This window comes from Mesorhizobium cantuariense (assembly GCF_042647205.1).
GTDB lineage: Bacteria > Pseudomonadota > Alphaproteobacteria > Rhizobiales > Rhizobiaceae > Mesorhizobium > Mesorhizobium cantuariense.
Genome location: NZ_JBHRVD010000001.1, coordinates 399,770 through 424,832, shown reverse-complemented (window position 1 = coordinate 424,832; position 25,063 = coordinate 399,770). Strand labels below are relative to the sequence as shown.

The 25,063-nt window shown below is 58.8% G+C and carries 22 protein-coding genes and 4 pseudogenes; 7 read left to right on the top strand and 19 right to left on the bottom strand.

From position 1 onward, the window contains the following. Positions 1 to 11: 11 nt before the first annotated feature. The 5 genes from ACFOJ9_RS01975 to ACFOJ9_RS01955 all read right to left on the bottom strand — a co-directional run bounded on the left by ACFOJ9_RS01975 (position 12) and on the right by ACFOJ9_RS01955 (position 5,601). Entirely contained in the window at positions 12 to 938 is a 927-nt protein-coding gene (locus ACFOJ9_RS01975) for a LysR family transcriptional regulator (protein WP_378976722.1), read from the bottom strand. A gap of 132 nt (positions 939 to 1,070) precedes the next feature. Further along, positions 1,071 to 1,973, bottom strand: coding sequence for an HpcH/HpaI aldolase/citrate lyase family protein (locus ACFOJ9_RS01970; protein WP_378976720.1), 903 nt, complete (start codon positions 1,971 to 1,973; stop codon positions 1,071 to 1,073). Between the two features lie 130 nt (positions 1,974 to 2,103). Further along, positions 2,104 to 3,255 (bottom strand): CaiB/BaiF CoA transferase family protein, encoded by a 1,152-nt coding sequence (locus ACFOJ9_RS01965; RefSeq protein WP_378976718.1) that lies wholly within the window; start codon positions 3,253 to 3,255, stop codon positions 2,104 to 2,106. 15 nt (positions 3,256 to 3,270) lie between these two features. Beyond that, entirely contained in the window at positions 3,271 to 4,524 is a 1,254-nt protein-coding gene (locus ACFOJ9_RS01960; protein ID WP_378976716.1) for a methylaspartate ammonia-lyase, read from the bottom strand. An 81-nt stretch (positions 4,525 to 4,605) separates the two neighbouring features. Continuing rightward, complete coding sequence (locus tag ACFOJ9_RS01955) at positions 4,606 to 5,601, bottom strand: succinylglutamate desuccinylase/aspartoacylase family protein (protein ID WP_378976714.1); 996 nt, start codon at positions 5,599 to 5,601, stop codon at positions 4,606 to 4,608. 427 nt (positions 5,602 to 6,028) lie between these two features. Here ACFOJ9_RS01955 and ACFOJ9_RS01950 point away from each other — a divergent pair. Continuing rightward, a pseudogene (locus ACFOJ9_RS01950) lies at positions 6,029 to 6,196 on the top strand (IS481 family transposase); the annotation flags it as partial. Positions 6,197 to 6,296: 100 nt separating this feature from the next. Here the strand turns inward: ACFOJ9_RS01950 and ACFOJ9_RS01945 are convergent. The 7 genes and pseudogenes from ACFOJ9_RS01945 to ACFOJ9_RS01915 form a co-directional block, all read right to left on the bottom strand. Continuing rightward, entirely contained in the window at positions 6,297 to 7,529 is a 1,233-nt protein-coding gene (locus ACFOJ9_RS01945; protein ID WP_378976712.1) for a hydantoinase/carbamoylase family amidase, read from the bottom strand. A 236-nt stretch (positions 7,530 to 7,765) separates the two neighbouring features. Continuing rightward, positions 7,766 to 9,175, bottom strand: coding sequence for a M20/M25/M40 family metallo-hydrolase (locus ACFOJ9_RS01940; RefSeq protein WP_378976710.1), 1,410 nt, complete (start codon positions 9,173 to 9,175; stop codon positions 7,766 to 7,768). Between the two features lie 419 nt (positions 9,176 to 9,594). After that, a pseudogene (locus tag ACFOJ9_RS01935) lies at positions 9,595 to 9,759 on the bottom strand (CapA family protein); the annotation flags it as partial. A gap of 208 nt (positions 9,760 to 9,967) precedes the next feature. Then, positions 9,968 to 10,735, bottom strand: a complete 768-nt coding sequence (locus tag ACFOJ9_RS01930) for an amino acid ABC transporter ATP-binding protein (protein WP_378976708.1) — start codon at positions 10,733 to 10,735, stop codon at positions 9,968 to 9,970. Positions 10,736 to 10,808: 73 nt separating this feature from the next. Next, positions 10,809 to 11,657, bottom strand: a complete 849-nt coding sequence (locus tag ACFOJ9_RS01925) for a transporter substrate-binding domain-containing protein (RefSeq protein ID WP_378976706.1) — start codon at positions 11,655 to 11,657, stop codon at positions 10,809 to 10,811. A 36-nt stretch (positions 11,658 to 11,693) separates the two neighbouring features. Then, on the bottom strand, positions 11,694 to 12,413 hold the full coding sequence (locus ACFOJ9_RS01920; RefSeq protein WP_378976704.1) for an ABC transporter permease: 720 nt from the start codon (positions 12,411 to 12,413) through the stop codon (positions 11,694 to 11,696). Beyond that, entirely contained in the window at positions 12,410 to 13,102 is a 693-nt protein-coding gene (locus tag ACFOJ9_RS01915) for an ABC transporter permease (RefSeq protein ID WP_378987512.1), read from the bottom strand. Before ACFOJ9_RS01915 ends, ACFOJ9_RS01920 begins: the two co-directional genes overlap by 4 nt. Before the next feature lie 244 nt (positions 13,103 to 13,346). Here ACFOJ9_RS01915 and ACFOJ9_RS01910 point away from each other — a divergent pair, with 244 nt between their 5' ends. The 3 genes from ACFOJ9_RS01910 to ACFOJ9_RS01900 all read left to right on the top strand — a co-directional run bounded on the left by ACFOJ9_RS01910 (position 13,347) and on the right by ACFOJ9_RS01900 (position 15,648). Further along, positions 13,347 to 13,478 carry a PLP-dependent transferase gene (locus ACFOJ9_RS01910; protein WP_378976702.1) on the top strand — a complete coding sequence of 44 codons (132 nt, stop codon included), beginning with the start codon at positions 13,347 to 13,349 and terminating at the stop codon, positions 13,476 to 13,478. Between the two features lie 236 nt (positions 13,479 to 13,714). Next, positions 13,715 to 15,172, top strand: a complete 1,458-nt coding sequence (locus tag ACFOJ9_RS01905) for an NAD-dependent succinate-semialdehyde dehydrogenase (protein WP_378987509.1) — start codon at positions 13,715 to 13,717, stop codon at positions 15,170 to 15,172. Between the two features lie 254 nt (positions 15,173 to 15,426). Next, on the top strand, positions 15,427 to 15,648 hold the full coding sequence (locus ACFOJ9_RS01900) for a hypothetical protein (RefSeq protein ID WP_378976700.1): 222 nt from the start codon (positions 15,427 to 15,429) through the stop codon (positions 15,646 to 15,648). A 161-nt stretch (positions 15,649 to 15,809) separates the two neighbouring features. Here ACFOJ9_RS01900 and ACFOJ9_RS01895 read toward each other — a convergent pair whose 3' ends face one another. From ACFOJ9_RS01895 to tnpB (ACFOJ9_RS01875), 6 genes and pseudogenes are all read right to left on the bottom strand, one after another. Further along, positions 15,810 to 16,427, bottom strand: coding sequence for a plasmid pRiA4b ORF-3 family protein (locus ACFOJ9_RS01895; RefSeq protein WP_378976698.1), 618 nt, complete (start codon positions 16,425 to 16,427; stop codon positions 15,810 to 15,812). 317 nt (positions 16,428 to 16,744) lie between these two features. Further along, complete coding sequence (locus ACFOJ9_RS01890; RefSeq protein WP_378976656.1) at positions 16,745 to 17,800, bottom strand: IS110 family transposase; 1,056 nt, start codon at positions 17,798 to 17,800, stop codon at positions 16,745 to 16,747. A gap of 16 nt (positions 17,801 to 17,816) precedes the next feature. Next, positions 17,817 to 18,719 (bottom strand): reverse transcriptase domain-containing protein, encoded by a 903-nt coding sequence (locus tag ACFOJ9_RS38810; RefSeq protein ID WP_449288654.1) that lies wholly within the window; start codon positions 18,717 to 18,719, stop codon positions 17,817 to 17,819. A gap of 268 nt (positions 18,720 to 18,987) precedes the next feature. Then, complete coding sequence (locus ACFOJ9_RS38805) at positions 18,988 to 19,290, bottom strand: hypothetical protein (RefSeq protein WP_449288644.1); 303 nt, start codon at positions 19,288 to 19,290, stop codon at positions 18,988 to 18,990. Between the two features lie 451 nt (positions 19,291 to 19,741). Then, positions 19,742 to 21,355 (bottom strand): annotated as a pseudogene (gene tnpC, locus ACFOJ9_RS01880) (IS66 family transposase); the annotation flags it as partial. A gap of 54 nt (positions 21,356 to 21,409) precedes the next feature. Beyond that, complete coding sequence (tnpB, locus tag ACFOJ9_RS01875; RefSeq protein WP_378976696.1) at positions 21,410 to 21,562, bottom strand: IS66 family insertion sequence element accessory protein TnpB; 153 nt, start codon at positions 21,560 to 21,562, stop codon at positions 21,410 to 21,412. Between the two features lie 38 nt (positions 21,563 to 21,600). Between tnpB (ACFOJ9_RS01875) and ACFOJ9_RS01870 the strand changes: the two genes are divergently transcribed. The 3 genes from ACFOJ9_RS01870 (at position 21,601) to ACFOJ9_RS01860 (ending at position 24,940) form a co-directional block, all read left to right on the top strand. Then, the gene (locus ACFOJ9_RS01870) at positions 21,601 to 21,936 is read left to right on the top strand and encodes a DUF5372 family protein (protein WP_378976694.1); all 336 of its coding nucleotides are present in this window, start codon (positions 21,601 to 21,603) and stop codon (positions 21,934 to 21,936) included. A 159-nt stretch (positions 21,937 to 22,095) separates the two neighbouring features. Next, positions 22,096 to 22,518: a helix-turn-helix domain-containing protein gene (locus ACFOJ9_RS01865; RefSeq protein WP_245331263.1), complete on the top strand. Its 423-nt coding sequence runs from the start codon at positions 22,096 to 22,098 to the stop codon at positions 22,516 to 22,518. Positions 22,519 to 22,822: 304 nt separating this feature from the next. After that, complete coding sequence (locus ACFOJ9_RS01860) at positions 22,823 to 24,940, top strand: recombinase family protein (RefSeq protein WP_378976692.1); 2,118 nt, start codon at positions 22,823 to 22,825, stop codon at positions 24,938 to 24,940. Positions 24,941 to 24,946: 6 nt separating this feature from the next. Here ACFOJ9_RS01860 and tnpB (ACFOJ9_RS01855) read toward each other — a convergent pair. Next, positions 24,947 to 25,033, bottom strand: a pseudogene (gene tnpB / locus ACFOJ9_RS01855) (IS66 family insertion sequence element accessory protein TnpB); the annotation flags it as partial. Positions 25,034 to 25,063 lie beyond the last annotated feature (30 nt).

Here is a 25,063-nt window from a genome sequence, read left to right as displayed (position 1 = left end):
TTGGGATGTGTTTAAGCCCGGTCCGGGGCCGCGGCTGACCAGCGCTTGCTCTCGATCAAAGTATTTGCGACCTTGGGGATCAGCTTGCGGACCGCAGAAACGGCCGGAGACCGCTCATCGTTCGGGTTGACGGCAAGCACAACGGAACGGGTGATCACGGGATCAATGATTTTAACCGTCCGGACTTGGCCTTGAGACGCCTCTTTCTGAATGGCCGACGGGGTAAGGATAGAATACGCTTTTCCTTCCATGACCATATTGATGATCGTTGAAAGGGAGTCGACTTCGAATCTCACGTCAAGCATACAACCGTGTTGCGCAACGACATCAGCCACCGAACGCCTGACATTGTTGTTGCGCATCGGAACCGCCAGCGGAAACGCATACAGGTCGGCGAGCGGTATAGACTCTTCGAAAGGCGGTTCACCTGGCGGCACCACCAGGCAAAATTCTTCGCGGGCCAGCACCGTCATTCGCCCCACGCTCTCGGCAGTGCGGTACAGGACTGCCAGATTGAAGCGGCCAGCAGCCATCCACTCCTCCAGCGGTCCCGTCATGCCCTCGATCATCTTAAGCGAGATCCTCGGCAATTCGCTTCTTACCGCTTCAAGCAGCGGACCGCTAAGGACGCGAGCGGCTCCCGACGGAATCCCAATTGTCACCTCTCCGGACGGAGCGGCCACCGAGTTGGTCAGTTCCGCCTCAGTTAGCTGAATTTCTTTGAGAATCGCCCGCGCCCGCTCGAAAAGTTTGGCGCCGGACGCCGTTGCGCTGACGCCGGTCCGGTCGCGTATCAACAGCTGAGTGCCGAAGCTCTCCTCCAGTTGACGTACATGCAGGCTAAGAGCGCTTTGAGCGATGTGGAGAAGCGCAGCTGCCTTCGTAAAACTGCCTGCTTCCACTACGCCGACGAAGTATCTTAACTGCCTTATTTCCACGGTTTAGGACCCAACTCGGGCGCTGCTTCTACCCTCTTCATGTCTATCTCGTAACGAGATGGCGAGCAAGCTGCAATATCGCCGAGCTCACCGGAAATAGGCTCCTCGCCAGTCGTGCACCAGACGTAGAGGTCATTCACTGCCGGCGAGGATCAGGATTTCGTGGGCGCGGCGCACCACCGGCGGGTCAATCATCTTTCCATCCATCGCAAATGCAGACAGTCCGCGCATGGCGGCATCGTTTTCCGCCGCGACGACACGATGGGCCCACTCGAGTTCCTGCGCGCTTGGCGAGAAAGCCTCGTTGAATATGGCGACCTGTGTCGGATGGATCGCCAAAGCTCCGGCAAAGCCAAGCCGCCGCGCATGCGTCGCGACTCCCCGAAGTTTTTCGGTGTCGGAGAACTCGCCGATGCTTCCGACGAAGCCCAGCGGGAGTAACCCGGCAGCACGCGCGGCAAAAAGAACAGACAGGTTAGGCGCCAAGAGAAGGTCGAATTCCGGGGAGCCGCCAACAGCGGCACTGAAGTCTTCAGGACCGAGCGCCATTGCGACCATCCTGGCATGCGCCGACGCAATGGCAGCGAGCCTTTGCAAGGCACCCGGGGTCTCGATCTGGGCAAGGAACCGGATGTGTCCTAGCGGGAGATTTCTTTCTCGCTCAAATTCCGAAACCGCATTCGCGATCTCTATAACCCACTCAGCGGAATCCGTCTTCGGAAGAACCAGTGCGTCGACACCCGCTATGACGGCTGCGTCGAGATCGGCCGCCAAGGCGCGCAAACCACGATTGACCCGGACCAAAACCGAAGCACCCCCACGGCCGACCTTTGCCACAGATTGAGGCAGCTGCCGGCGCGCCTCGCCCTTCTGATCCTGGGGAACGGAGTCCTCCAGGTCGAGAACGACGCCATCTGCACCCCGCTCATGGGCCGTCTCCACAAAGCGAGGAACGTAACCGGGCACGAAGAGCAGGGATCTCCAACGGGGTACAGACATCGCGCCTTCAACGGCCGGGAGGGTATCCTTAATCATAGGTCGCCTCTGCGGTCGACTTTAGCGAGGCCGGCAGCGGCAAGCTTGCTGGTCGGCCGATGACTCAGTGATCCGAGGTAAACAGGCTCTTCGTAAACCGCGAGCAGTCTCACCTTACTCAGACGCGCGCTCACGCTGACGCGGCTCTTTTGCGCAAAAGCCCCAGAACCTCGTCGCGGATAGCCTCGGTGTGAGCGCCAAGAGCCGGAACTGGTCGCAACGAGGGGCGCTCAGAGTTGAATATCGCGGCCGGCGCTATCGTCTCGACAGTTCCTTCAGGTGTGCCAACCTGCACCCTGCGAATGTGTGGATGCCTCGAAACATCCGCCACTTCGTTTAGTCGGCCATATGCCAGACCGGCTGCCTCGAGCTCGTGCATTGCTTCGTGGCAGGACAGTTCGGAAAAGCGCTGTTCAATGATCTCATCAAGTTGCGCACGATGACCAAGGCGCTCCATGTTATCGGCAAAACCCGGTGCGCGTGTAAGCTCGGGTCGCTTGAGAAATTTCTCGCAGAAATTTACCCATTCGCGGTCATTCTGAACCGAAAAGATGACGTCTTTGCCATCGGAGCAACGATAGGCGCCATACGGCGCCAGCGACGGGTGTTTCACGCCCGCGCGCACCGTGTGATAGTCGCTATAATCGTTTTGCAAAACCGGTACGTTCATCCAGTCGGCGACGGCATCGAACAGTGACACCTGGATGCCTGTCCCTTCGCCGGTGACCTCGCGGTGATACAGTGCCTGAAGAATGGCACTATGCGCTGTCATGCCCGCCGAGATGTCGCAAACCGACACCCCAACACGCGCGGGCCCTTGTTGGTTGCCGGTGATCGCGCATAGCCCTGTTTCGGCCTGGACGATGAGATCATAGGCCTTCAAGTGGGAATACGGTCCTGTCTCTCCGAAACCAGAGATGTCGCAGGTGATCAGCCGGGGATATCGTCGACGGAGATCCGCAGACCCGAAACCCAGTTTTTCGATGCTGCCCGGCTTCAGATTCTGAATAAAAACGTCAGCACTGGCAATGAGAGCGTCCAGGACGGCGCGGTCCGCCTCCGACCTCAGATCCAGACAGACTGACTCTTTACCCCGGTTGAGCCAGACGAAGTAAGCGCTCTGTCCCCGCACCAACTTGTCGTAGTTGCGGGCAAAGTCCCCTTCGGGCCGTTCGATCTTAATGACACGGGCGCCCGCGTCCGCAAGGCGCGACGATGCGTAAGGCGCGGCCACGGCCTGCTCCACGGCGACGACAGTGATCCCCTCAAGAGAGTTCTGCATGCGACACCCTGCTTTTCATCCAACATTTTCGTTTTGAGTCCGACGACGGTCCAGCATTGCCAGCAACCGGTTTTGTTCGTTCCCAACAATTGAAAATGCCTCGTCGACACCCATTCCGGGCTTTGCAAGCATCATCTCGGCCTGGGTCGCCACCGACACGTGGACAGAGGCTTGGGCGGAGAGATCCGTCTCGGTACAGCTTCCCCCGACATACGCCCCGACCTTGTTTTCCTTGCAGATGAGAACGGCGCGCGCCGTATCGGCGAGCGAGCCGACGTCTGGAGTCTTGATTTGGACCAGATGCGCGGCCTTCGCTTCGGCAAAGAGCCGAATATCTTCAAGCGTATTGCATCTTTCATCAACGACAATGCGCGCCCTGGAACCCCGCTTGTCCAAAATCGATACGATCTTGGCGTAGCTCTCAATTTGAGCTTGCGTCGAACCAAAATCCGCCGGAGCCTCGATGTTGAGCGTGAAACCCGGGATGGTATCTGCAACCTTGCAGATAAAGTCGGCGATGCTTTGCTGCTCCAGGCCGATTTCCTGGCCGATCCAGCCATAAACGTCGAAATGCAGCACCGGCTGATACCCTGGACGGCCGAGTTGGCGCGTACGCGCTGCAACCCACTTCACGAACTCCATGAAGGTCTGGCCGCCGACACCGAATTTCTGTCGGGAATTGATCAGGCCGTGGGGAAGCACATCCACTGCCTTCAGGATCATTTTGTCGACGTTGATTTCGCGAGCATCGCCGCTCTGGCAGTAAATTGGGACGCGGCAATTCGGCAGCGGTAAGTCAAATTCAGCGCATACAACCTCTGCCATGGTGACACGCTGGAGGTAGGCCGTTGCTCGAAGCAGCGCCTGGCTGATCCCGTACTCAATCGCGAGAGGTAGTCGCTTGCGTCCGAAGGGCTCGAGAACCTTCGCGCAGGCCTCAAGGTAACAAGATGCATCAACATCAAGAAGCCGCGGTGCGACCACGCGTGACGTTAATTCTGAGATTTGATTGGTGTCGAACAGAGGATCGCGTCCACCGGCACCGGAGTACTGGACGTTCATCATGTCGCCCCAGACAACGGTGTCGTCGGTGAGAACAAGCCCGACACTTAGCGAAGATGCCGGCACGCGAAGCGACGTGAACCCAGGCGTTGTCGGTTCACCGACATAGATGAAGCCGTCCTGGGTCGCGCCGGACCGAATGGCAGCTTGATCGTCATAAAAGAATGCGCCGTTGCCAGGCGCGAGGAGGACGTCTTTGATCTGCAATTCAGTAACTCGATTTGTTCTGAGGGGATTAAATTCGTTCTGCTACTGTTAAATGCGACGCTGGCTGGTGGGCGCCGATTCTTAGTTTTTCAGCGGTCGCGCAACGAGCGCCACCCCTTCGTTGACGTCGACATGCGCCCCTGATCGTATGGCTAAGACGATGGATGTTCCAGGCGCGCGGATATCAATGGACTCGGCCTTCAGCGAATCCATCGGATGCAGGATGCCTATGAGATCTCCGTCCTTCACTTGATCCAACACGGAGCAGCGAGGTTCGAAGATGCCCGCTGCAGGTGATTTCAACTCGTCGTACGGATGCGTCTCGAGTGTTTGGCCGGACTTCCGTTGACGGAACGTTGGATACTCGGCTTTACCCTCGACCAGCCCGAGCGCGATGAGCGCGTTGCGTACTCCGGCCTCATAAATCGCGAGATTGTCCGCGCCGACCGTGCCGCCGCCGAATTCAGTGCAAACAAATACCTTGCCCTGGTTTTGAGCCACGATATCGAACATTCCAGCCGTGTCGTTGTAATCCCAGACCAAAGTCAGGGGCAATTTGAACGCCTCCGCCATTCTCACCGTCCTGGCCATGAGATCAGGATCGGCAATCGGGTGCGTCGTGGCCGCCGGTGGAAAATCCCACGTTGGTCCGAAGCTGTGCAGATCGAACACGGTGTCGGCCATTGGCAACAATACGCGCGAAACCGCATCCGCGATTCGTTCGGTCACTGACCCGCCGGCCCGGCCTGGAAACACGCGATTGAGATTCAATCCATCGAGCGGAGTATTGCGGCTCCATGCCTCCACAGCCAATGGATTGAGCACCGGTAGGACGATGACCCTTCCACAGGTTTGCGTTTCTGGCAGCGACTCAATAAGCCGTCGCGCGACAAGTGGCCCTTCCAGTTCATTGCCATGATTTCCGCCGGTGACAAGAAGGCGCGGCCCCTTTCCTTTATTGAGACTGAAGACTGGGAGCGAAAGCTCGCCGTGGTCGCTTCCTCCTGGTACAACAAGATGCCCCCTGCTCACGCCGGGCGCATCGAGATCGACCGTAAGGTGTGGTATTTCGTTCATATTCAACCTACTGCGAATATTCAGGTGACCCCGGCGCGTTACGCGGTTGCATTCTTCCGCTCTGGAAGTATGCGCCACGCAGTGTTCAATCCGCCAATATAATGTCCCGGACGGTGCCATCGCGTTTTTAGATGGTCGCCGCCTGGCTTGGTAGAACTCCCGCTACTCGATGTTCACAACGAAGACGGAACCGTGACTAATAGCTGGCTCCTCGCCTACATCCCAGGACCGCCCTCCGCGAACTCCACCACGTCACCCGTTATGACGATCCGGAGTGATCGCCGGCGGCGCGCCCACCAACGGCTGAACTACATAGATGCACCACCAGACGATCTCGGGAAAGGTGCCTGGGCGCACCGCTTACCCTGCGTCATGAGCGGCAACGGTCTGCTACAGATCGTCAGATCGAAGGACTTCGCCTGTTGCTAATCGCGGCCTCGAGCCCGTCCAAAGACCCTATACGCCGAAGACCAAAGCCGAGCGCTTCATTCAGACGGCGCTTTGCGAATGGGCCTATGCCGTCGCCTATCGAACTTCCGATCACTACGCCGACGGACTGCCAAGCAGGCTCCGCACATATAATTGGCGTCATCCAGCCGCAACCTGAAGTCAAAACTGCACATCAAGACAGCACGGAGCGGCCTTGGCACGCTGCGCGCACTTTTAAGGTCGACTCTGTTCGGTTTGGCCAACCGTCACATGTATTCGCCACGCAGGATAGTCTCGGCTGCATCTGCCAGCACCTGACAGCCGAGTACTAGGTCGACATCATCTGTGTTTTCGGTCCAATGATGGCTGATACCGCCGATGCTTGGCACGAAAAGCATAGCGGCTCTCAGTTTACAGCCGACGACCTGGGCATCGTGACTGGCCCCGCTTGGCATTCTCACATGGGCGCCCGGCGCGTGGCGCGCCGCAGCATTCTCTATTGCTTCCTGGAACGCCGGATCCATATGCCATGGTCGACCGCTCTCAGTCCGCTCGATCTCGGCTCGGCAACCGGTTTTAATTGCGGTCTCCTCAACCAGCTCCCTTAGCGTCAAATCAAGGCGCTCAAGCGTCGGCATTTCTGAATCCCGGAACTGAAATAGCATCTCTGCCCTGCCGGGAATTATGTTGGGCGCGCCCGGCTCCAACGTAACGCGGCCTGTCGTCCATACGGAACGCGGACCGGCCACTTCAGGAAAGCGCTTGGCAATGGACATGGCCAGCATTGTTGCTGCGACGCCGGCATCCCTACGGATCGCCATGCGCGTTGTACCGGCGTGGTTTTGGATGCCATGGAAGACGATTGAGTACTGCCGGGTCCCGACGATGCTCGTAACAACGCCGATCCGCTTGCTCGAGGCTTCCAAAGCGTCGCCTTGTTCGATGTGTGCTTCGAGATAACCGACGTAGCGTTCCGGTTCCAGCAGAGATCGAGGAACACCGGCCAGGCCGGCTCCACGGAGCGCCTCCCTGAGCGTCAGCCCATGATCGACATTCACCGCGCGATCGATCTCCGCCTCGTCGATGTCACCAATGAACGAACGGCTTCCCAGCATTGAGACGTAGTGACCTTCTTCATCCGCCCACGCCACGGGTGCGACGGGAAGGCCTGCGCAGTCCGGCGTTTCCGCGAACGTCCGGGCAATCTCAAGACCGTAGGTCACACCAAGCGCGCCGTCGAGCCATCCGGCATAATTCTGGGACTCTGCGTGGGACCCGATCAACAGCAATCGCCGGTCCGACCGAGGCGAGCCGAACACGTTGCCGACCCCGTCAATATGAGCCTGAAGCCCTATGGCTTCGTACTGCTGCGCAAGCCAGCGGCGGCTGTCCGTGTCCTCTCGCGAATAGGTCGGACGATGGACACCCGTCTTGTACGCCCCGAACTGCGCGAAACGTCTTAGATTGGATAGCAACCGTTCGGCGTTAATCTTTGGCATCTGCTGCCCTGTCTTTAATGGTGGCGCGGACGCAGCCGAGTGCTGCGGTCCGCAATGATGCGTGTCGATCTTCTACTGAATAGATTGCCGCAGAATGGATACGCCCCCGAAGAGCCGGACAAGTTTCATGAACAGCGGTGTATCCAATTTGCGAGCTATCAACCATTCCCGATCTAGCACTCAGCCGGAGTCTCTTTGATAAAGTGAGGGAAGTCTGGCATCTGCGCACGATACGACTAGGCAGGCACGGGATGCATCCCACCGACCTCGCGCGGATGAAGTTGTAAGAGGCCAAGCTGGTACAATAACGCAGCGCCTGTACGAATACCGCTATGGAAGCAACTGAGTGTTAGATTCTCATTCGGCGCATGGTTTGCTTCGTCATGATTCGCGTAAGGCGTGTCGAAGGCAGGAATACCGAGAATCTTAGTGAATACGTAGTTTGGGAGAGTGCCGAAGCCGGCGGGGACCAGCAAAGGCTCCTCTCCTTGCGCAGCGACGAAAGCACGGCGAAGAGGCGCGGTGAATGGAGAGGCAATAGGCGTTTTCGAAGGATACATGCTTCCTTGCGCTATGAATTCCACTTCGGGCGCGTGTTTTTCCACATGGGCGGCGACCTTGCGAAGGATGTCCGCGGGGTCCTGTGATTCCACGAGCCGTATGTCGCATTTTACGAAAGCTTCGTTGGGCAGTACGCTCTTGCTACCAGGCCCGCCATAGCCGCCATGGAAGCCATTGATCGTCAGCGTCGGGCGGAAGCACAGGCGCTCGTAGAAGGGACGTTCGGCCGGCGCGTCAAGCCGTCCAAGATCGAGACCGCGCTTCACTGCCTCGACATCGAGAGGTAAACGCTCGACCGCGACCAATTCCTCCTTTGACGGGGGCTCGATGTCATCGTGGAAGCCGTCAATGGTGATTTCACCGCCGGCATTCTTCATGGTGCCGAGCAGGTGCACGAACGTCCAGATCGGATTGGGTACCACGCCGCCGAAGTTACCAGAATGCAAGTCACTATTAGCGTGACGACAACGCAACTCGAAGGACACCTCGCCACGTGAACCGAACTTGATCACAGGCGCACCGCTTGCATGACGTGGGCCATCGGCGGTAACGGCAAGGTCAGCTTTAAGCGCTTCTTTGTTGACACGCACGAAATCGGCGATGTGCGGGCTGCCGATCTCCTCTTCCCCTTCCAGCAACAAGATGACGTTGCAGGGCAGCGCGCCGTGCACCTTGAGGTGGGACTCAATTGCCAGAATCTGCGCGAAATGCTGGCCCTTATTGTCGCCGGCGCCGCGTGCGTACAGGCGTCCATCACGGATAGTCGGTTCGAAGGGCGGCGAGAGCCATTTGTCAATCGGGTCAGCCGGCTGCACGTCGTAATGGCCGTAGAGCAGAACGGTCGCCTTGCCCGGCGCCTTCTCCCAGCGCGCGACCACCATTGGGTGCCCTTCAGTCGGCACCAGGCTGGCCTCCAGCCCGATCCCGGTGAGCATGTCAACCAGCAGCGCGCCGACTTCGGCGATGCCGACATTCTCGGCACTAATACTTGGGTGCCGAAGGTAATCGATCAGACGATCGAGGAAGGAACTGCGGTTCGACTCGATATGCTCGAAAACGGCGTCCAAAGGGTCAAAAGAGGTCATATTTTTTGCCTGTAAGATGAGTAGGAGGTACAAAAGCGTTCTCAGCCGGCAGGCTGCTGCTGCGCTGTTTGGATAATACGGGTCCTTGCCCTAGGTGTGACTCCCTCAAATGGCCGTTCGGGCTCCTGGCGAGCAAGCACTATCAATCGACGGGCCGGCACGCGCCTCCAATTCCGCCGCATCTTGGAAGGCCGGCGACAACTCCCAACGGCTTTTAGGGCGATCTGGACACCTTGGCACCACACTCCATGATTTCTCGCAGCGGCAACCGGCCACTCCTTGGCTGCTTGCGCAAGTCACAGATTTTCCAGCGCGTCGGCTTGTATTTGCGCGTTACCTCCGCAACGCGGACGCACGACATAAAGCTTTCGGCAACGATCCGCGCCTTGTTCCAGCCGTCAATCACGCATACGACCGTGTCATCGCGGTGAGCTAGGCCGCATTCTGATGACTCCAACGTCGTTCTCGATGCCGATCTCCGTCCCAAATGGACTCGAGAGCTTCTGCAGGCGCTCCAGAATGGATTTTGCTTGCGACGGAGGGGCGAGCTGCGGGACCCCCCGGTTGGCGAACCTCTTCAAGTATCATTACGCCGAAGAGTCTCATCATTAAATGCAGCGCGACAGCCGGCACCAGAGCCAACTTATCGCGCGACCTTCTCGATAAGAGAATCGAGGTCGAAACACTCAAATCAAGCACCTTCCCCAACCCATTGCCGTTCAACGCCAACTAGAGCGTTTAACTTTACTCTCTCGAATGCGTTCTCGCAATCGAATAGGAATTTCACCAACATCACATAGCTCTCTCCGCAAACTGTAACAATCTCGGGTGCCCACTTTTCGAGAACATTACATCCGGTGTGCCGTCTGCGACAATGGTTCCAGATTCAAGAAACACTACTCTTTTAGATACTTCTCTGGCGAATCTGATTTCATGTGTGACAATCAACATCGTTCGGCCTTCGCTCGCGAGTTTCGTCATTACTCGCAACACTTCTCCGATAAGCTCAGGATCTAACGCCGATGTTGGCTCGTCAAATAACAGTACATCCGGATTCATTGCCAACGCACGAGCAATAGCCGCACGTTGCCGCTGGCCGCCAGAAAGATCCGTTGGCCATGCGTCCTTCTTTTCCCACATCCCGACTTTATTCAACCAGCTCTCTGCCTCCTCAAGGACCTCTGCTCGCTCGCGGCCCTGCACGTAAATTGGTGCTTCGATCACATTCTGCAGTACCGTCCGGTGGGTCCACAAATTGAATGCCTGAAACACCATGGCGGTCCGGCTGGATAATCTGGCGCCCATCTTTCGAACCTCCGCAGGGCCAGAGAGCGGGAAGCTAATATCGACATCGGCAACCCGCAACCTGCCAGCGTACGGCACTTCGAGTAGGTTTATGCACCGAAGAAGTGTCGATTTTCCCGAGCCCGATGAACCCAGTATGGAGACAACCTGTCCCTCATGCGCTTTGAAATCGACGCCCGTTAAAACCTCCAGGTGTCCGTACTTCTTCCGCAGTCCGTTGATCACAACTATTTCGTTTGAAATGATGACCTCCATGATTACACAGGCGAAGCGCGCCCCTACTTTCCCAGCATCGAGATCTCACTCGTTTCCCATACTGCCGGCGCACCTACTTTAGGAGTGCAGGTGGTGTCTGATCCTCGCCAAACCATTTCATGAAGAGCTTACTCATTGTTCCCTCTTTGCCCGCCTCGTGAAGAGCTTTGTTAAAGGCCAGCCTAAGCTCACCGCTATCTTTGCGAAAACCAAAACCAATGCCCGGTCCGAAGACGTCGCCTTTCATGAGAGGACCAACAATTTCTATTTGCGAGAACTCGCCGCCTTGATCTATAGCGGCCTTTAGGAACTGACGCCCATTGACCGCAGCATCCAAGCGCCCACTTGCGAGATCAAGGTTTATTTCCTCGTTCTTCTCGTACTCCCGGATATCAGCAACATCGGCGAAATATGTATTGAGAAAATTCAAAGATATCGAAGCCGTCTGTGCGCCCAAGGTTTTTCCTTTCACTAGTTTACGCATCTCTTCGATTTTCGCCTTTGCCTCGGGTGTGCTAAGGTCAAGTGTCGTCCCTGACCCTGGCATTTCAGCTATCGATGAGCCCTTGCTGGTAGCCCAAACGTTGCCATCGCCGCCATAAGGCTCAGAAAAATCAATGACCTGGAGCCGCTTCTGCGTAATTCCCATAGAGGCGACAGCGATATCATACTTACCCTGGGTAAGACCCGCGATCATGCCTGAAAAGTCCACGATCTCGGTGGTGCATTGAACACCGGCTTCTCCACATAGAACCTTCATAAGATCGACCTCAAACCCTTCAAGACTTCCCGCAGGTGACATCATGGCATAGGGTGGAGACTCGCCGTCGGAAGCAATACGCACTACCTTTGGCGGCTCGGCGTATGCCGTGCGGACGATTGCCGCTATAGCGAGGGTGAGGAGTACAAGCGCACGTTTCATTTGCGTTCCCTTATTTTTTTGATGTTCGTCGGCTCGTTATATTGTGTTCGGCACCTTATCTCTGACTGTGCGCCTGGAGGCCTGAGGGTTAAGCCAGATCTCCAATCTTGCGACTGCTCGAGATATTAGAAATGCGATTGCAAGATAGATGAGCGCGGCAGCCAACAACACTTCCACAAATCGATAGCTTTCCGCCCTGACCCGTGTTGCGACCCCAGTGATTTCATAAACAGTTACCATTGAGGCCAGTGCGGTTGACTTCACCATGATGATTAGCTCGCTTCCGTATGCCGGAAGCGCTTGACGAAACGCCTGCGGCAAAATTATTCGACGATAAAGAAGAGGTCGTGACATCCCAGCCGCGCGCCCAGCCTCAACTTGACCGGGGTCCACCGAGTTAAGACCACCACGAACAGTTTCCGAAGCATAAGCAGCCATATTGAGTGTGAACGCCAGTATCGCGCAAAACGTTGGTTCCCGAAATGCCACCCAGAGCAAGCTGTGGCGGATGAATTCGAAACGGGCGAGTCCGTAGTAAATCAGGAACAACTGAAGCAGCAGAGGGGTGCCTCGGAACACGGTAATGTATAACCGGGCGGGCAAGCTGAGCAGCAAGTTCTTTGAGGATCGCAGAAGCGCCAGTGGCACGGACAGGATTGCCCCCAACACGAATGAAATTGCAGTCAATTTGAAGGTAACCGGAATCCCCGGGATAACAGCAAAAAGGGTTTCGCCAATGACCCCAAAGCTGCTCATGACCGCGACACTCCCTGCATCGCTCGCGCTTCTGCGAACTGAAATAGCAAACCAGTCACGCTTGTAATTGCAAGGTACAGACACGATGCCGCAAGATAGAAAGAGAAGGGATCGCGGGTAGCCCCGGCTCCGAGCTGAGCTTGGCGAACAAGCTCTACAACACCGGTCACACTTACTAGGGCAGCTTCCTTTAAAACTAGTTGGGAAACATTAGCGAGGCCGGGCAACGCATACCGAAGTGCTAACGGACAAAGCACCCTACGAAACATCAAAAAGCCGGTCATTCCGTAGGCGCGAGCCGCTTCTATCTCTCCATTTCCAACGGCCTGAACTGCGCCACGAAGCACTTCAGTCTGATAGGCGCCTGAAACGACGCCTATAGCAAGAAAGCCAGCCAGAAATCCCGGAAGCGCAAAGAAGCCTTTGTGCCCAAATAATTCAAAAATAGGGCTAATCGTGGCTGCGGAACCGCAATAGAAGATGAAAATAACCAACAAGTCTGGCACGCCACGTAAAATGGTAGTGTAGACGTCGGCTATCCGATAGAGAACTCGACTCTTTTGGAGTTTGGCCCAAGCACCAAGCACACCAGCTAAAAGCCCAGTCAAATACCCGCAAACAGCCAAGCTAAGCGTCATTCCCGCCGCTCTGATCATTAGCGGCCCCCATCCTCCAGGACCAAAACCCATCAATGCGAAGAACGGCAAAGGATCGGCCACTAACTCCTCGCTTTCATTGTGGGGTATCATCTGAAAGTAGTCGCAGAACGTTCGATCTCGGGGCAGATTAAGTCAATTACCGTTTCTATATTGCTGTCATCTAGGAGCGAGATGGGGTGCGAATGTGAACCACGCGCACGGAATGTCGGCCTCACAGCACTCGCCGTTGAGCATCGTGATTCACTGTCCTGCAAAGGATCGCGGGGGCTAAATCGTGACAGCGCCATTCGAGCCTGGTGCCGATGCCGTCCTGCATTCAGCGACGAAAGACATCGGCGGCCATTCCGATCTCATGGCAGGTGTCCCCTCGTCGGAGGTTTTGCCGTTCGCACAGCATTGCCCATGATCGAAGGCACGAGGGCAGCGTCGCGGCTTCTTTCGAATGCTGGGGGCACTTCGCGGGCGATCAAGACGCTTCGGAGAGACGATCTGATGACGACTTCCGGTTACCTTCCGTCGAGGAGGTCTAACCGCCATCCGTACGAGTCCCATGCGACGGCCGAAGGCGAAGATACGTATTCACCCCGCAAATAGACACATCCATCCCGTTGAGGAGATTCCTTATTGCCCATCTGCCAGCCGATGATCCGCCACCTGAAGTCTCCCGCCCTGTTCGCTTGGATCGACCGCATGCCGGCATTGGGCACGCCGGTTAGCGTGCGGACGTTTGAAGTCTCCAATCCATCGACCGGCGAATTGCTGGCCGAACTCCCCGACATGGGTGTCGAAGAGACGCGTTCCGCCATCGACAAGGCTTATGACGCACAGCCTGGGTGGGCAGCCCTGACGGCGCGGGAGCGCAGCGACATACTCTGGCGCTGGCACCAACTGATCGTGGATCACGCCGACGACCTTGCTGCCATTCTCACCGCGGAGATGGGCAAGCCACTCACCGAAGCGAAGTCGGAGGTAACCCATGCGGCTGCGTATCCGCAATGGTACGCCGAAGAGGCCAATCGCATCTACGGGGAAACGATCTCGGCGCCGTCGACAGACCGCCGCATGCTGGTGATCAAACAGCCGATCGGCGTGGTTGGTACGATCACGCCATGGAATTTTCCTGCCTCGATGGTTGCGCGCAAGATTTCGCCGGCTCTCGCCGCCGGCTGCACCATCGTGCTGAAACCCGCCGAGCAGACGCCCCTCGTGGCGGGCGCGATGTTCGCCCTGGCGCATCAGGCTGGCTTTCCCGAAGGCGTGGTCAACCGGATCTACGCTTCCGAAGGCGACGCTGTCGGCCGCGAACTCTGCTCCAACGCCAAGGTCCGCAAGATCAGCTTTACAGGCTCGACCGAGGTCGGCCGGCTGCTGATGCGTCAATGCTCAGATCAGATCAAGAAAGTCAGCCTTGAGCTCGGCGGCAACGCACCTTTCATCGTCTTCGACGATGCCGATATCGATGCTGCCGTTGACGGTGCGATCCAGGCGAAATTCCGCAATGGCGGCCAGACTTGCGTTTCTGCAAATCGCCTTTACGTCCAATCGGGCGTTCATGATGAATTCGTCGGAAAGTTTGCCGAAAAAGTTTGCCAGCTTTCAGTCGGTGACGGCTTCGATCCGTGTATATTCATCGGGCCGCTGATCGACAAACGCGCTCTGGCAAAGATCGAATCCCATATCGCGGATGCCATTGCAAAAGGCGGCATCGTTCGCTGCGGGGGCGATCGCGTCGGTATGAAAGGCACGCTTTTCCAACCGACTGTCCTCACCGAGGTTTCTCGCGATATGACCGTGGCGCAAGAAGAGACTTTTGGACCGCTGGCGCCTATCATTCGCTTCGAAGATGCGGATCAGGTTGTCCGTGAGGCCAACGACACAATCTACGGGCTCGCCGCCTACTTCTATGCCTCTAACCTGAAGCGCGTGTGGCGCGTGGCTGAAGCCTTGGAATATGGCATGGTGGGCATCAACACAGGACGAATGTCCTCGGAAGCAGCTCCTTTCGGAGGAATAAAGCAATCCGGCATCGGGCGGGAGGGGTCCCGTCACGGTCTCGAGGACTACCTCGAAATGAAGTATCTCTGCATGGGCGGAATTTGAAGCTACCGCGCATTCGCCAAGGGGTCAGAACCGAGTTGGTCGTTTGCTCACTCTAAACCGATCATTAGATGTCGTGTTGGGGGCCGGGAGCGGTCAGTCTGGTTTGAATATCTCAAACCAGAAAAGCTGCTGGGGCCATGGCTGCTAACGGAACCCGCGGAAGGTTCGGATCAGCCCCGGCCATACCGACGCCTGCCCTTTCACAGACGGAGGCGAAGCAATTGAGGCAGAGTTTGTGAATGCTGGAGCAGGCGTTGAAGCCAGCCAGCTCACAGCCGCTGCTCCTGAACGAGGCGATTGAGGTGGCGATGTCGGAGCTCAAGTTCCGCACCCGGTCGAGCGAGAGCCAGGTAGCGCTCAACCTCAAGGTCTGGATGGACGTCTGCTCAGCCTTCCACTGTGGGCCATTCAGAAGGCGGCGCGGTGGTGCCGCGATGCCCCACAAGGCACGGCCGGGGAGCTGGGCAACGTCCTAGCCGACGTGCAGCTGGCCGTCGGCCACAACATTCTGGGGCGAAAGCTGATGCTGGAGCGGCTGCTTTAGGCGTCCGGCCCGATTCCTCTCGGCGTCCAGCAGTTCCTCCTCGGTTATCAGGCCGGTACCCCTCCGGTGAGGGCCGCGGCCTGCTCGTAATGTTCAGCGAGACTGGCTGCGGCTCTTTGCGAAGCCGGCTTTCCCGAGTACGTGGCGTTTGGCGAGCTTTCCGATCCGGGTCAGGATTTCGTCTTCGGCGGCACGTTCGGGATCGAACGGGCGACCATGCCACCTTTTGAGTTCGCGATGCTGCTCGTGCTTGGGATCGGCGATGGCGTCGAGGAACAGCTCGAAGCCCGGAACGCCGCCGACATCTTCTGGCGGGGCGCGGCCAGCACCCTCGATGTAGCGGGGATATTCAACAGCGGGATCGGCGTCAGCGACTGCTTCGATCGTGACCGTGTGCCGCCAGTCGTCGCCGAAGTCGTAGGTGTAGGCCAGTTCCTTGACCCCGCGATCGATGAGCGTGCCAAGCCGCATGGTCTTGGCGGACAATGTCCTGTCGCGCATGCTGTCCCATTCGGGATCGGGGATGGCGTAGCGCTTTCCATCGGCGCGGAACTCGAAGAGGTGATAGTCGTCGAACGGCATGGCCGCCTGGATGACGTCGTGCAAGGCCTTGAGCGTTGCCGTCAGCGGCACCTCGACGCGCCGCCAGATGGCGGGCTGCCAATCATCGAGCTGGATCCTGATGCGGGCGATGCGGTCAACGTGGCTCATGCGGCCAATCTCGCAGATTGTGCCTTCCAATTCCATATGTGGACGGCTCCCACTTGCAAGTGTTTTTTACAGATATTTTTGATCGGATCGCTTGCTTCCATATGTGCGGCCTTTGTGTGTGGTCGCACATGACCACTGGCCAAGATGGTTTCCGCAACGCATGTTCCTAACACGGCAACGACCTTGAAAGGCCAATGGAACTGACGGAGTATCACGCGTCTTGGATCGATCGATCCACCATCTGCTTTTCTCTTGCAAGTTCACAGCATCAGCTCAACACGGTAGCATTCTATTCTGCTCACCGTGATGGCCAATTCCTATGTTGCTTGCGTTTGCTCCTCTGTCCGCCGATACGCCTCGCCGCTCACCATGAGCTTCCAGGCGACACGGGCGATCTTGTTGGCGAGCGCCACCGCAACCAGCTTTGGTTTCTTCCGTTGCAGTAGTTCGGTGAGCCATCGGGAAGCATGCCTGCTTCGACCTGCTCTGACGTGCTGAAGAAGAGCAGTCGCGCCAACCACCAATATGCTCCTCAGCATTTCGTCGCCAGCACGTGTGATCACCCCCAGTCTGACCTTGCCTGCGGTCGAATGGTCTTTGGGCGTGAGTCCTATCCAAGCGGCAAAATCGCGACCCGACTTGAACGTTCGGGGATCTGGGGTCTTCATCATCAAAAGCGATGCGCCGACCGGCCCGACACCCGGAATTTCGGCCAGGCGCCTGCTGCATTCATCGGAGCGATGCAACGCGGTCAGTTTTTCCTCGACGGCTTTCGTTTCGGTAAGCAAGTCGCGATACTCAACGCCATGCATGGCAAAAAGCTCGCGGGCCAATTCAGGCAGGGATTGATCCGCCGCAATCCGCTCCAGCAACGGTTCGATGCGGCACATGCCCTTGGCCGCGACGATGCCGAACTCCATGGCAAACCCGCGTATGGCATTGGCGAGCTGCGTTCGATTGCGAATGAGTCTCTCTCGCACACCGACCAGCATTAACGCCGCCTGCTGGTCCGCGGTCTTCACCGGCACGAAGCGCATCGTCGGTCGGCTCATCGCCTCACACAAAGCTTCCGCGTCCGCCGCGTCGTTCTTGCCGCGTTTCACATAAGGTTTCGCCAACTGAGGCGCTATCAATTTCACCTCATGACCGAACGAACTTAACAGCCTCGCCCAATGATGAGAGCCTCCACAGGCTTCGAGTGCGATAGTAGTCGGCGGCGTTTTCTCGAAGAATTTCACCATCTCCCTACGCGAAAGCTTCTTGCGAAGGACTGGTTGCTCGCCTGCGTTCACGCCATGCAATTGGAAAACGCTCTTTTCGCGGTAGGGACGCCCGTTACCGGGCGCCCCCCGCTCAGATCCCGGCGAGCCCAATTAAGGCACCGGGCTCCTACCTTGGGTGTGTGACGGCGAAGCGCACGTCGGGCCATGGATGAAGGATGCGTGGCTTCGGGAGCCAGTGTTCTGTCACTTTTGTGGTCCGGCCCCATGTGAATCCGTCCTTCTGGCTACGCCGCCGAAGCGTGCGCCTCCAGAGTTCTTCCACATGGTGCCGAAACGCGGCTAAAGCGCGCGCGTTTGTCGGCACCGCGAAGTAGGCGAAATGCCCGCTCACGATCTGCCTTAGCCATTTCCCCTGTTCGGGTATGGGCCAGTGCAGCCGACGCCACAGCTCCTCCTTTATGTTCCTGAGCTTCGTCCGCATGCGGTCGCCGCGGGTCTTCCGTTGAAGCTGGAAGCGCCCGCTGCGCGATTTGCCGCAGATGAACGTGAACCCGAGAAACATAAAGGTCTCCGGCTTCCCGAGGCCGCGCCGCTTGCGATTAGCCGCCGCGAAGCGACCAAACTCAATCAGGCGGGTCTTGTCCGGATGGAGCGACAGTTCGAACTCCTCAAGCCTCGCGTGCATCGCATCGAGGAATCGACGGGCGTCGTCCTCGCGCTCGAAGCCGACCACCAGGTCATCGGCATAGCGCACGATGACCATGTCGCCGGCGGCGTCGTGCTGTCGCCAGCGTTTCGCCCACAGATCGAGTACGTAGTGCAGGTAGATATTGCCGAGGAGCGGTGAGATCACCGAGCCTTGACCCGTCCCCTTGTCGTCTACGGTCACGACCCCGTCTTCGAGAATACCTGCCTTCAACCATTTCTGGATCAGGCGGATGATGCGCTTATCGCCGACCCGATGCTCCAGGAAGCGAACCAGCCATTTCTGACTGACCGCCCCGAAAAAGTTTTGGATGTCGGCGTCAATTATCCAGCTCACTTTCCGATGGTCGATCGCGACGCACAGCGCATCCAGCGCATCGTGCGGCCCTCTCCCCGGTCGAAACCCGTAGGAGAAGCCGCAGAAGTCGCCCCATAGATGGCGTTGAGCACCATGACGGTCGCCCCTTGGACAATCTTGTCTTCCAGAGCTGCGATTGCCAGCGGCCGCTGCTTCCCATCTGCCTTCGGTATAAACGTCCGGCGTGACGGTTGCGGGCGGTACGCTCCCCGTTGGACCCGGGCGTGCAGATCGATGAGCCGGGGCTCAAGCTCTGCCTCGTAGTCCTGCCATGTCATGCCATCCACCCGGGGGCGGCCTTGCGCCTGAGCGCGTAGAACGCCGTCCGGAGTGCGTCGACAGTGATATGGTGGAAGAGCGCGGTGAACCTGTCCTTCTTCCTCAGCCTTGCGGCTTTCCGTACGCGATCCAGCGACTGGGACATGCGATCCCGGCCCTGTGTCCGGTGCATGCGTTGCTGTTCCGCGTTCCCCTTGGTCCCCGGCCTTCGCTCCACCAACTCCGCCACCGGTCGCCCGGCTTTGTTCGTCGGCTTCACAGCTACTATGCCGAAGTCAGACTTCTCTGGATCGTTCATCAGCGGCTACGACTCCTCGCCTTCCCACTGCGGACCATCCACCCGCAGGACGGGTTGGGTGGCCAATCCAGAGATCTCCCGGTTCCCGTACAAGGAGCTTCCGTGCATGCCAGGGTCTCAGACCACGCCGGGTCGGCTGAGCGCTCGCGTAACGCGCTCAAATCGTATTGCCTTCCGGAACGTCAACGCCGTCGGCACCCGGGATTTTGGACTTTCGCGGCTCAATGGCTGGCCTGCACGCTCCCCTACCGACGCTTCGCCGACATCCTCACGGTTGCCTGCGCACGGCTTGGGGCCGATATGGGTTGCTAGCCCTTCATCGTGGTGGACTTTCACCTCCTACTCCTTGCCAGTCTCCCGGCGCACTGACGTATCCATGCCAATTCTGATAATCTCTTCCACGGACGGTCTCCCTCGATTGAGCTTTCAACGAACTCATTCTGGCACATTGCGATGCCGTTGGGAGCCGTCCACCCCAACACGGCAGGAGTTCGGCCAACCGGCTCTGCGGCATGTCTGCGATGCGGGCCAGCACGTCGGCGAGCCAGGCCTGCGGATCGACGTCGTTGAGCTTCGCGGTGCCGATCAGAGTGTACATGACGGCGGCACGATCGGCGCCGCGCTCGGAGCCTGCGAAGAGCCACGACTTTCTGCCGAGAGCCAGGCCGCGCAACGCCCGTTCAGCCGCATTGTTCGTCAGACAGATGCGCCCGTCTTCGAGAAAGCGTGTGAAGCCGCCCCAGCGCTTCAGCATGTAGTCGATTGCCTGGGCGACCGGTGCATGCCGGGAGAGCCTGGCGCGCTCGCCACGCATCCACTCTTCCAGCTCGACGACGAGCGGCGCGCTCCTTTCGGCCCTGACGGCGAGACGCCGCTCGGCAGCCAGGCGCAAGATGTCGCGCTCGATATCGAACAAGACGTCGATGCGCCGGACGGCCTCGAAGGCGATCGGCGAGATCGGCGGTGCGGTCCTTCCCCTGCGCGCATTAGTGGCGATGTCGGCAAGGACGAAGAACTTGCGCCTTGCATGGCTCCAGCAGAGCGCCTCCGTTACCGGGCCGAACTCGCGGTCGGGGAGATAGAGGCGGTTGTAGCCGGCATAGGCATCAGCCTGCAGAATACCGGTGAACTGCCTCAGATGTCGCTCCGGATGATCGCCCGATCGGTCGCGCGAGGCGTAAAACAGCGCCGCTGGAGGTGCGATCCCGCCGAAGGGTCGATCGTCACGCACATAGACCCAAGCCCGGCCGATGTCGGTTTTGCCCTTCGCCAGGATCGGCACCGTGGTGTCGTCGCCGTGAAGCCGCTCCGCGTTCAGGACATAGTCCTCGATCAGCGCGTGAAGCGGGCGCAGTGCCGCCGCGCAGGCGCCCACCTGGTCGGCCAGCGTCGACAGGCTCAGATCGATGCCTTCGCGGGCATAACGTTCGCTCTGCCGATTCAGCGGCTGGTGTTGGCCGAACTTCTCGAACAGCACCATGGCAAGCAGGTTCGGGCCGGCAAAACCGCGCGGAGTGACATGGAACGGCGCCGGTGGCTGGGTGATCGCCTCGCACTGCCGACACGAGAACTTCTCGCGCACCGTCTGGATGACCTTCCACTGGCGCGGGATCACCTCAAGCGTCGCGGTCACGTCCTCGCCCAGCTTCGACAGCCGTGTCGAGCCGCAGCAAGGGCAGCTCACGGGTGCGGCGATCACGACGCGCTCGCGTGGCAGATGTTCGGGGAACGGCTTGCGCGCCGGGCGCCGGCGCTCGAACGAGCGAACCGTCTGCGACTGGAGGGCTGCTTGCTCCGCCGCCAGTTCGTCCTCGGTTGCGTCCGCCTTCAGATCCTCGAGCTGAAGCTCCATCTGCTCGAGTAGCCTGGCCTTGCGCTCCGAACGGCTCCCGTAAAGCTCGCGCCGAAGCTTCTCGATCTCCAGCTTCAGCCGCGCAATCAGCGCCTCCGTCCCGGACCTGACCGCCGCCGCTCGGGCGGCAAGCGCTTCGGCCTCGATGCGCGCGGCACGTTCCGCGAGGATCATCGTGTGGGCGGCGGCAAGGTCGGAAGGGAGCGATTCAATGGCGGACACCAAGCGATGGAATCACATCCACCGCCATGTGCAAGGCCAAAATCGTCAACCGGTCGCGGTCGGCCGCCACGTCTTCTGCGGCATGCGCCAGTCGATGCCTTCGAGAAGATAGCCGAGCTGTGCCGGCGTGATCGTGATGACGCAGTCGGCCGGCGACGGCCAGATGAAGCGGCCGCGCTCGAGCTTCTTGTAACTCACTTGGAAATGCAGGCGGTTCATCGTCCCCGTCGCAGTTTGTGACAGTGACTCACCCCTTTCATCCGTATTCCGGGCAGCGAGGTGCCTGCGTTGGGAAGCGCGGTAACCGAGGGGGCAAGCTATTGCTGCTGCGCTTTGACGATGGCCGGATTTGCACTGTTCCGCCGCAATGGACCGATGCAGCAGGCCCCAGCCTTGAGGTTATCGCGGGAAACGGGCGCGCACTGTGCAGCCTCACCGACCTACTGGAACTCAGCGGTCTCGTAGAGCGCCTCATATCGCAAGGGAGATGCGCAACGCCGCAAGATTGTAAGGGAAATTTTGCCGATGTTGCAAGGAAAATAACGCCGCAAAACCCATGGGAACTTCGCTGAATGTGCCGTATTAGCAGAGATTATACTCGATTTGTTGACAGATATCCGCTTGACGGTTTAGCCATACGCGACATATTTATAATTACGTCAATTGAGTCGGCATCGGGGGCGGCGCAGGTGTCGGACAGCGTCAAACACAGGCAATCGAAAGGCAGCGCTTTGGCCGAGGATGGCACGCTCAATCCAGCCCCGGAAAAAATCGGCGATCAGAAGTTCCGGGAGGACGGCTTCTTCGATCCGCGCGACATCGTGCAGGTGAAGTACGAGATGCTGCGGCGCGTATCGGTCGACAAAATGTCGGTAACGGAGGTGTCCGACGAATATGGCGTCTCCCGGCCGACCTTCTACCAGGCCAAAGCCGACTTCGAGGACGCGGGTCTGGCCGGCCTAGTACCGAGGAAGCGCGGCCCGCACGGCCCGCACAAGATCCAGAGCGAAGTGCTGGCCTTCCTCAGGGCCCAGGTGGTTCCGGGCGAGCCCATTCGGGCACGCGAACTGACGAACCGGCTCCGGACAGAGTTCGGACTCGATGTCCACCCCAGAACAATCGAGCGTGCGCTCGGCGAAAAAAAAACGGTGTAACCATCAGTGGCGGTGCGCAATTGCATTGCGCGATGCAGTCCCGCGCCACGGAGCGATACGAAATACTGCGCGCCGCCGCGCTTGGCGCCGCGCTCCCTCTGGAGGCACGCAGCGGTCTTACCATCCTTCTGCATCGCGGCATGTGGGCCTGGGTTAGCGCGATCTTGCGTATGCCGGGCTGGTCCCCACCCGCGGCTTTGCCGCCAGTCGCCAGGCTGCCGATCGCAGACGAAACGTCCGAGCGACGCACAATCATCCACTTGCTCGCCACCATCGTGATGGCGGCCCCTGAACGGAGAACAGCATGAACGAAAAGCTCAAGGTCCAATCGCATCATCTCGAGCGTGGCGCCTACCTCTACATCCGACAGTCATCGATGCGACAGGTCATGGAGAACGTCGAAAGCACCAAGCGTCAATACGATCTTCGTGGTCGCGCGATCGGGCTTGGATGGCGCGACGACCAGATCACCGTCATCGACAGCGACCAGGGCGAATCCGGCGCTTCAGCGGCGTGGCGCGCAGGCTTCCAGCACTTGGTGTCCGATGTCGGCATGGGGCGCGCGGGGATCGTCATGGGGCTGGAAGTATCCCGCCTCGCCAGAAACAACGCGGACTGGCATCGGCTGCTGGAGATCTGCGCTTTGGCCGACACACTCATCCTCGACGAAGATGGCGTGTACGACCCGGCCAACTTCAATGACCGGCTTCTGCTGGGCCTCAAGGGCACGATGAGCGAGGCCGAGTTGCACGTTATCAAAGCCCGGTTGCGTGGTGGCATTCTCAACAAAGCACGCCGCGGTGAATATCGTTGCCCCCTTCCGACCGGCTTCATCTATAATGAGGTTGGCGATGTGGTCCTCGATCCAGACGCTCAGATCCGGGAGATGATCACCCACTTCTTCGAGACGTTCTCGCGGGTCGGGTCGGCTACGCAGACCGTCAAGGCGTTTGCCAGCGAAGGTCTGCTCTTCCCATCCCGGTTCCGCAACAGCAAGCGGGTGGTCTTCCAACCCCTGACCACATCGACAGCCTTACGCACGCTGCACAATCCTCGCTTCGCGGGCGTCTATGCCTATGGCCAGCGTCTTTACCGCAGGACCGTCGACGGAAAGAAACAGGTCCGTAAACGTGAGCCCAATGAATGGCTCGCATGCATCCCGGACGCCCATCCCGGCTATATCAGTTGGGAGCAGTTCCAGCACAACCTGAAGGCGCTCGAGGCCAATGGCCAAGGCTACCAGACCGCGCGGGTCTCGCCACCGCGCGAAGGCGCGGCTTTGTTGCAGGGGCGCGTCATATGCGGGCGGTGTGGCTGCCACATGAGGGCCCGTTACGTCACCCGGCGCGGTCAGGTGGACACTTGGTACGTCTGCAGCCGCGCCTACGTCTCTCGGGGTGAGCCTCACTGCCAGTCGATCGCAGGCTGGCCCGTCGACGCGGCGATCGGTGAACTGATCGCCGCGGAAATGACGCCCGCCGCCGTGGAATTAGCTCTGGAGATCCGAAAAGAGATCGAAGCGCGCTATGACGAAGCGGACAAACTCCGGCTCCGCGCCGTCGAACGCGCCCAAATCGATGCCGATCTTGCACAGCGGCGGTTTATGCTGGTCGATCCGAACAACCGCCTGGTTGCCGACACCCTTGAACGCGAATGGAACGACAAACTGCGCATGCTGGCTGATCTACGAGAAGAAAGAGCGCGCGCTCTACGCGAAGACCGAGCGACACTCGACGATGCAATCCGTGATCCATTGATCGCCATGACGGCCGACTTCAAAACGGTCTGGTGCGACCCCACCTTGCCGAACCGAGAACGCAAGCGACTCCTTGCCTATCTTGTCGAAGACGTCACATTGCTCAAGTTCCAGGCCGAGGGAGAGACCCGGATCCACATCCGCTTCAGAGGCGGAAGGACCGAAACATTGACCACTCAGAACCCGAAATCCTCCGCACAGCAGGTAAGGACCCGGCCCGAGGTGGTCGAATTGGTCGACAAGCTTCTCGACGATCATATCTGCGCTGAAATCGCTGACATCCTGAATGCAAGGGGAATCCGTCCCGGCGGCTCAGCGCGGCGCGGCAAGGCTGACGCCCAGTTCACCGACTTGCGCGTCATCTATCTTGTCAAGCAATATGGTCTGCGCTCGCGCTACGACCGGCTGCGCGAGCGGGGAATGCTGACAAAAGCAGAAGCCTGCGCAAAACTCGGGATCACCGAATGTACCCTGGTCAGATGGGCGAAATACGACATCGTGAAAAGACATGCCTACAACGGCTATATCGGCCTCTATGAGCTGCCAGGACCGCACGTCCCAGCCAAGCAGTGCAGCCGATGGAACCAGCTCGCCCATCGGGCAGAAGCCATCCGCCGACTCAACTCCTCAAAATGCTCCGATCTCAAGGAAAGGGCTGTAGTATGAAGCCAGTTAGTTCGAGAACAGGCAGGCGCCCTGGCCGTCGTGCCACAGAACCTTGATCAGATCGCCTCGGCGGCCACGGAAGACGAACAGGTGACCGCTGAACGGTTAGGTGGCGCGCCACCT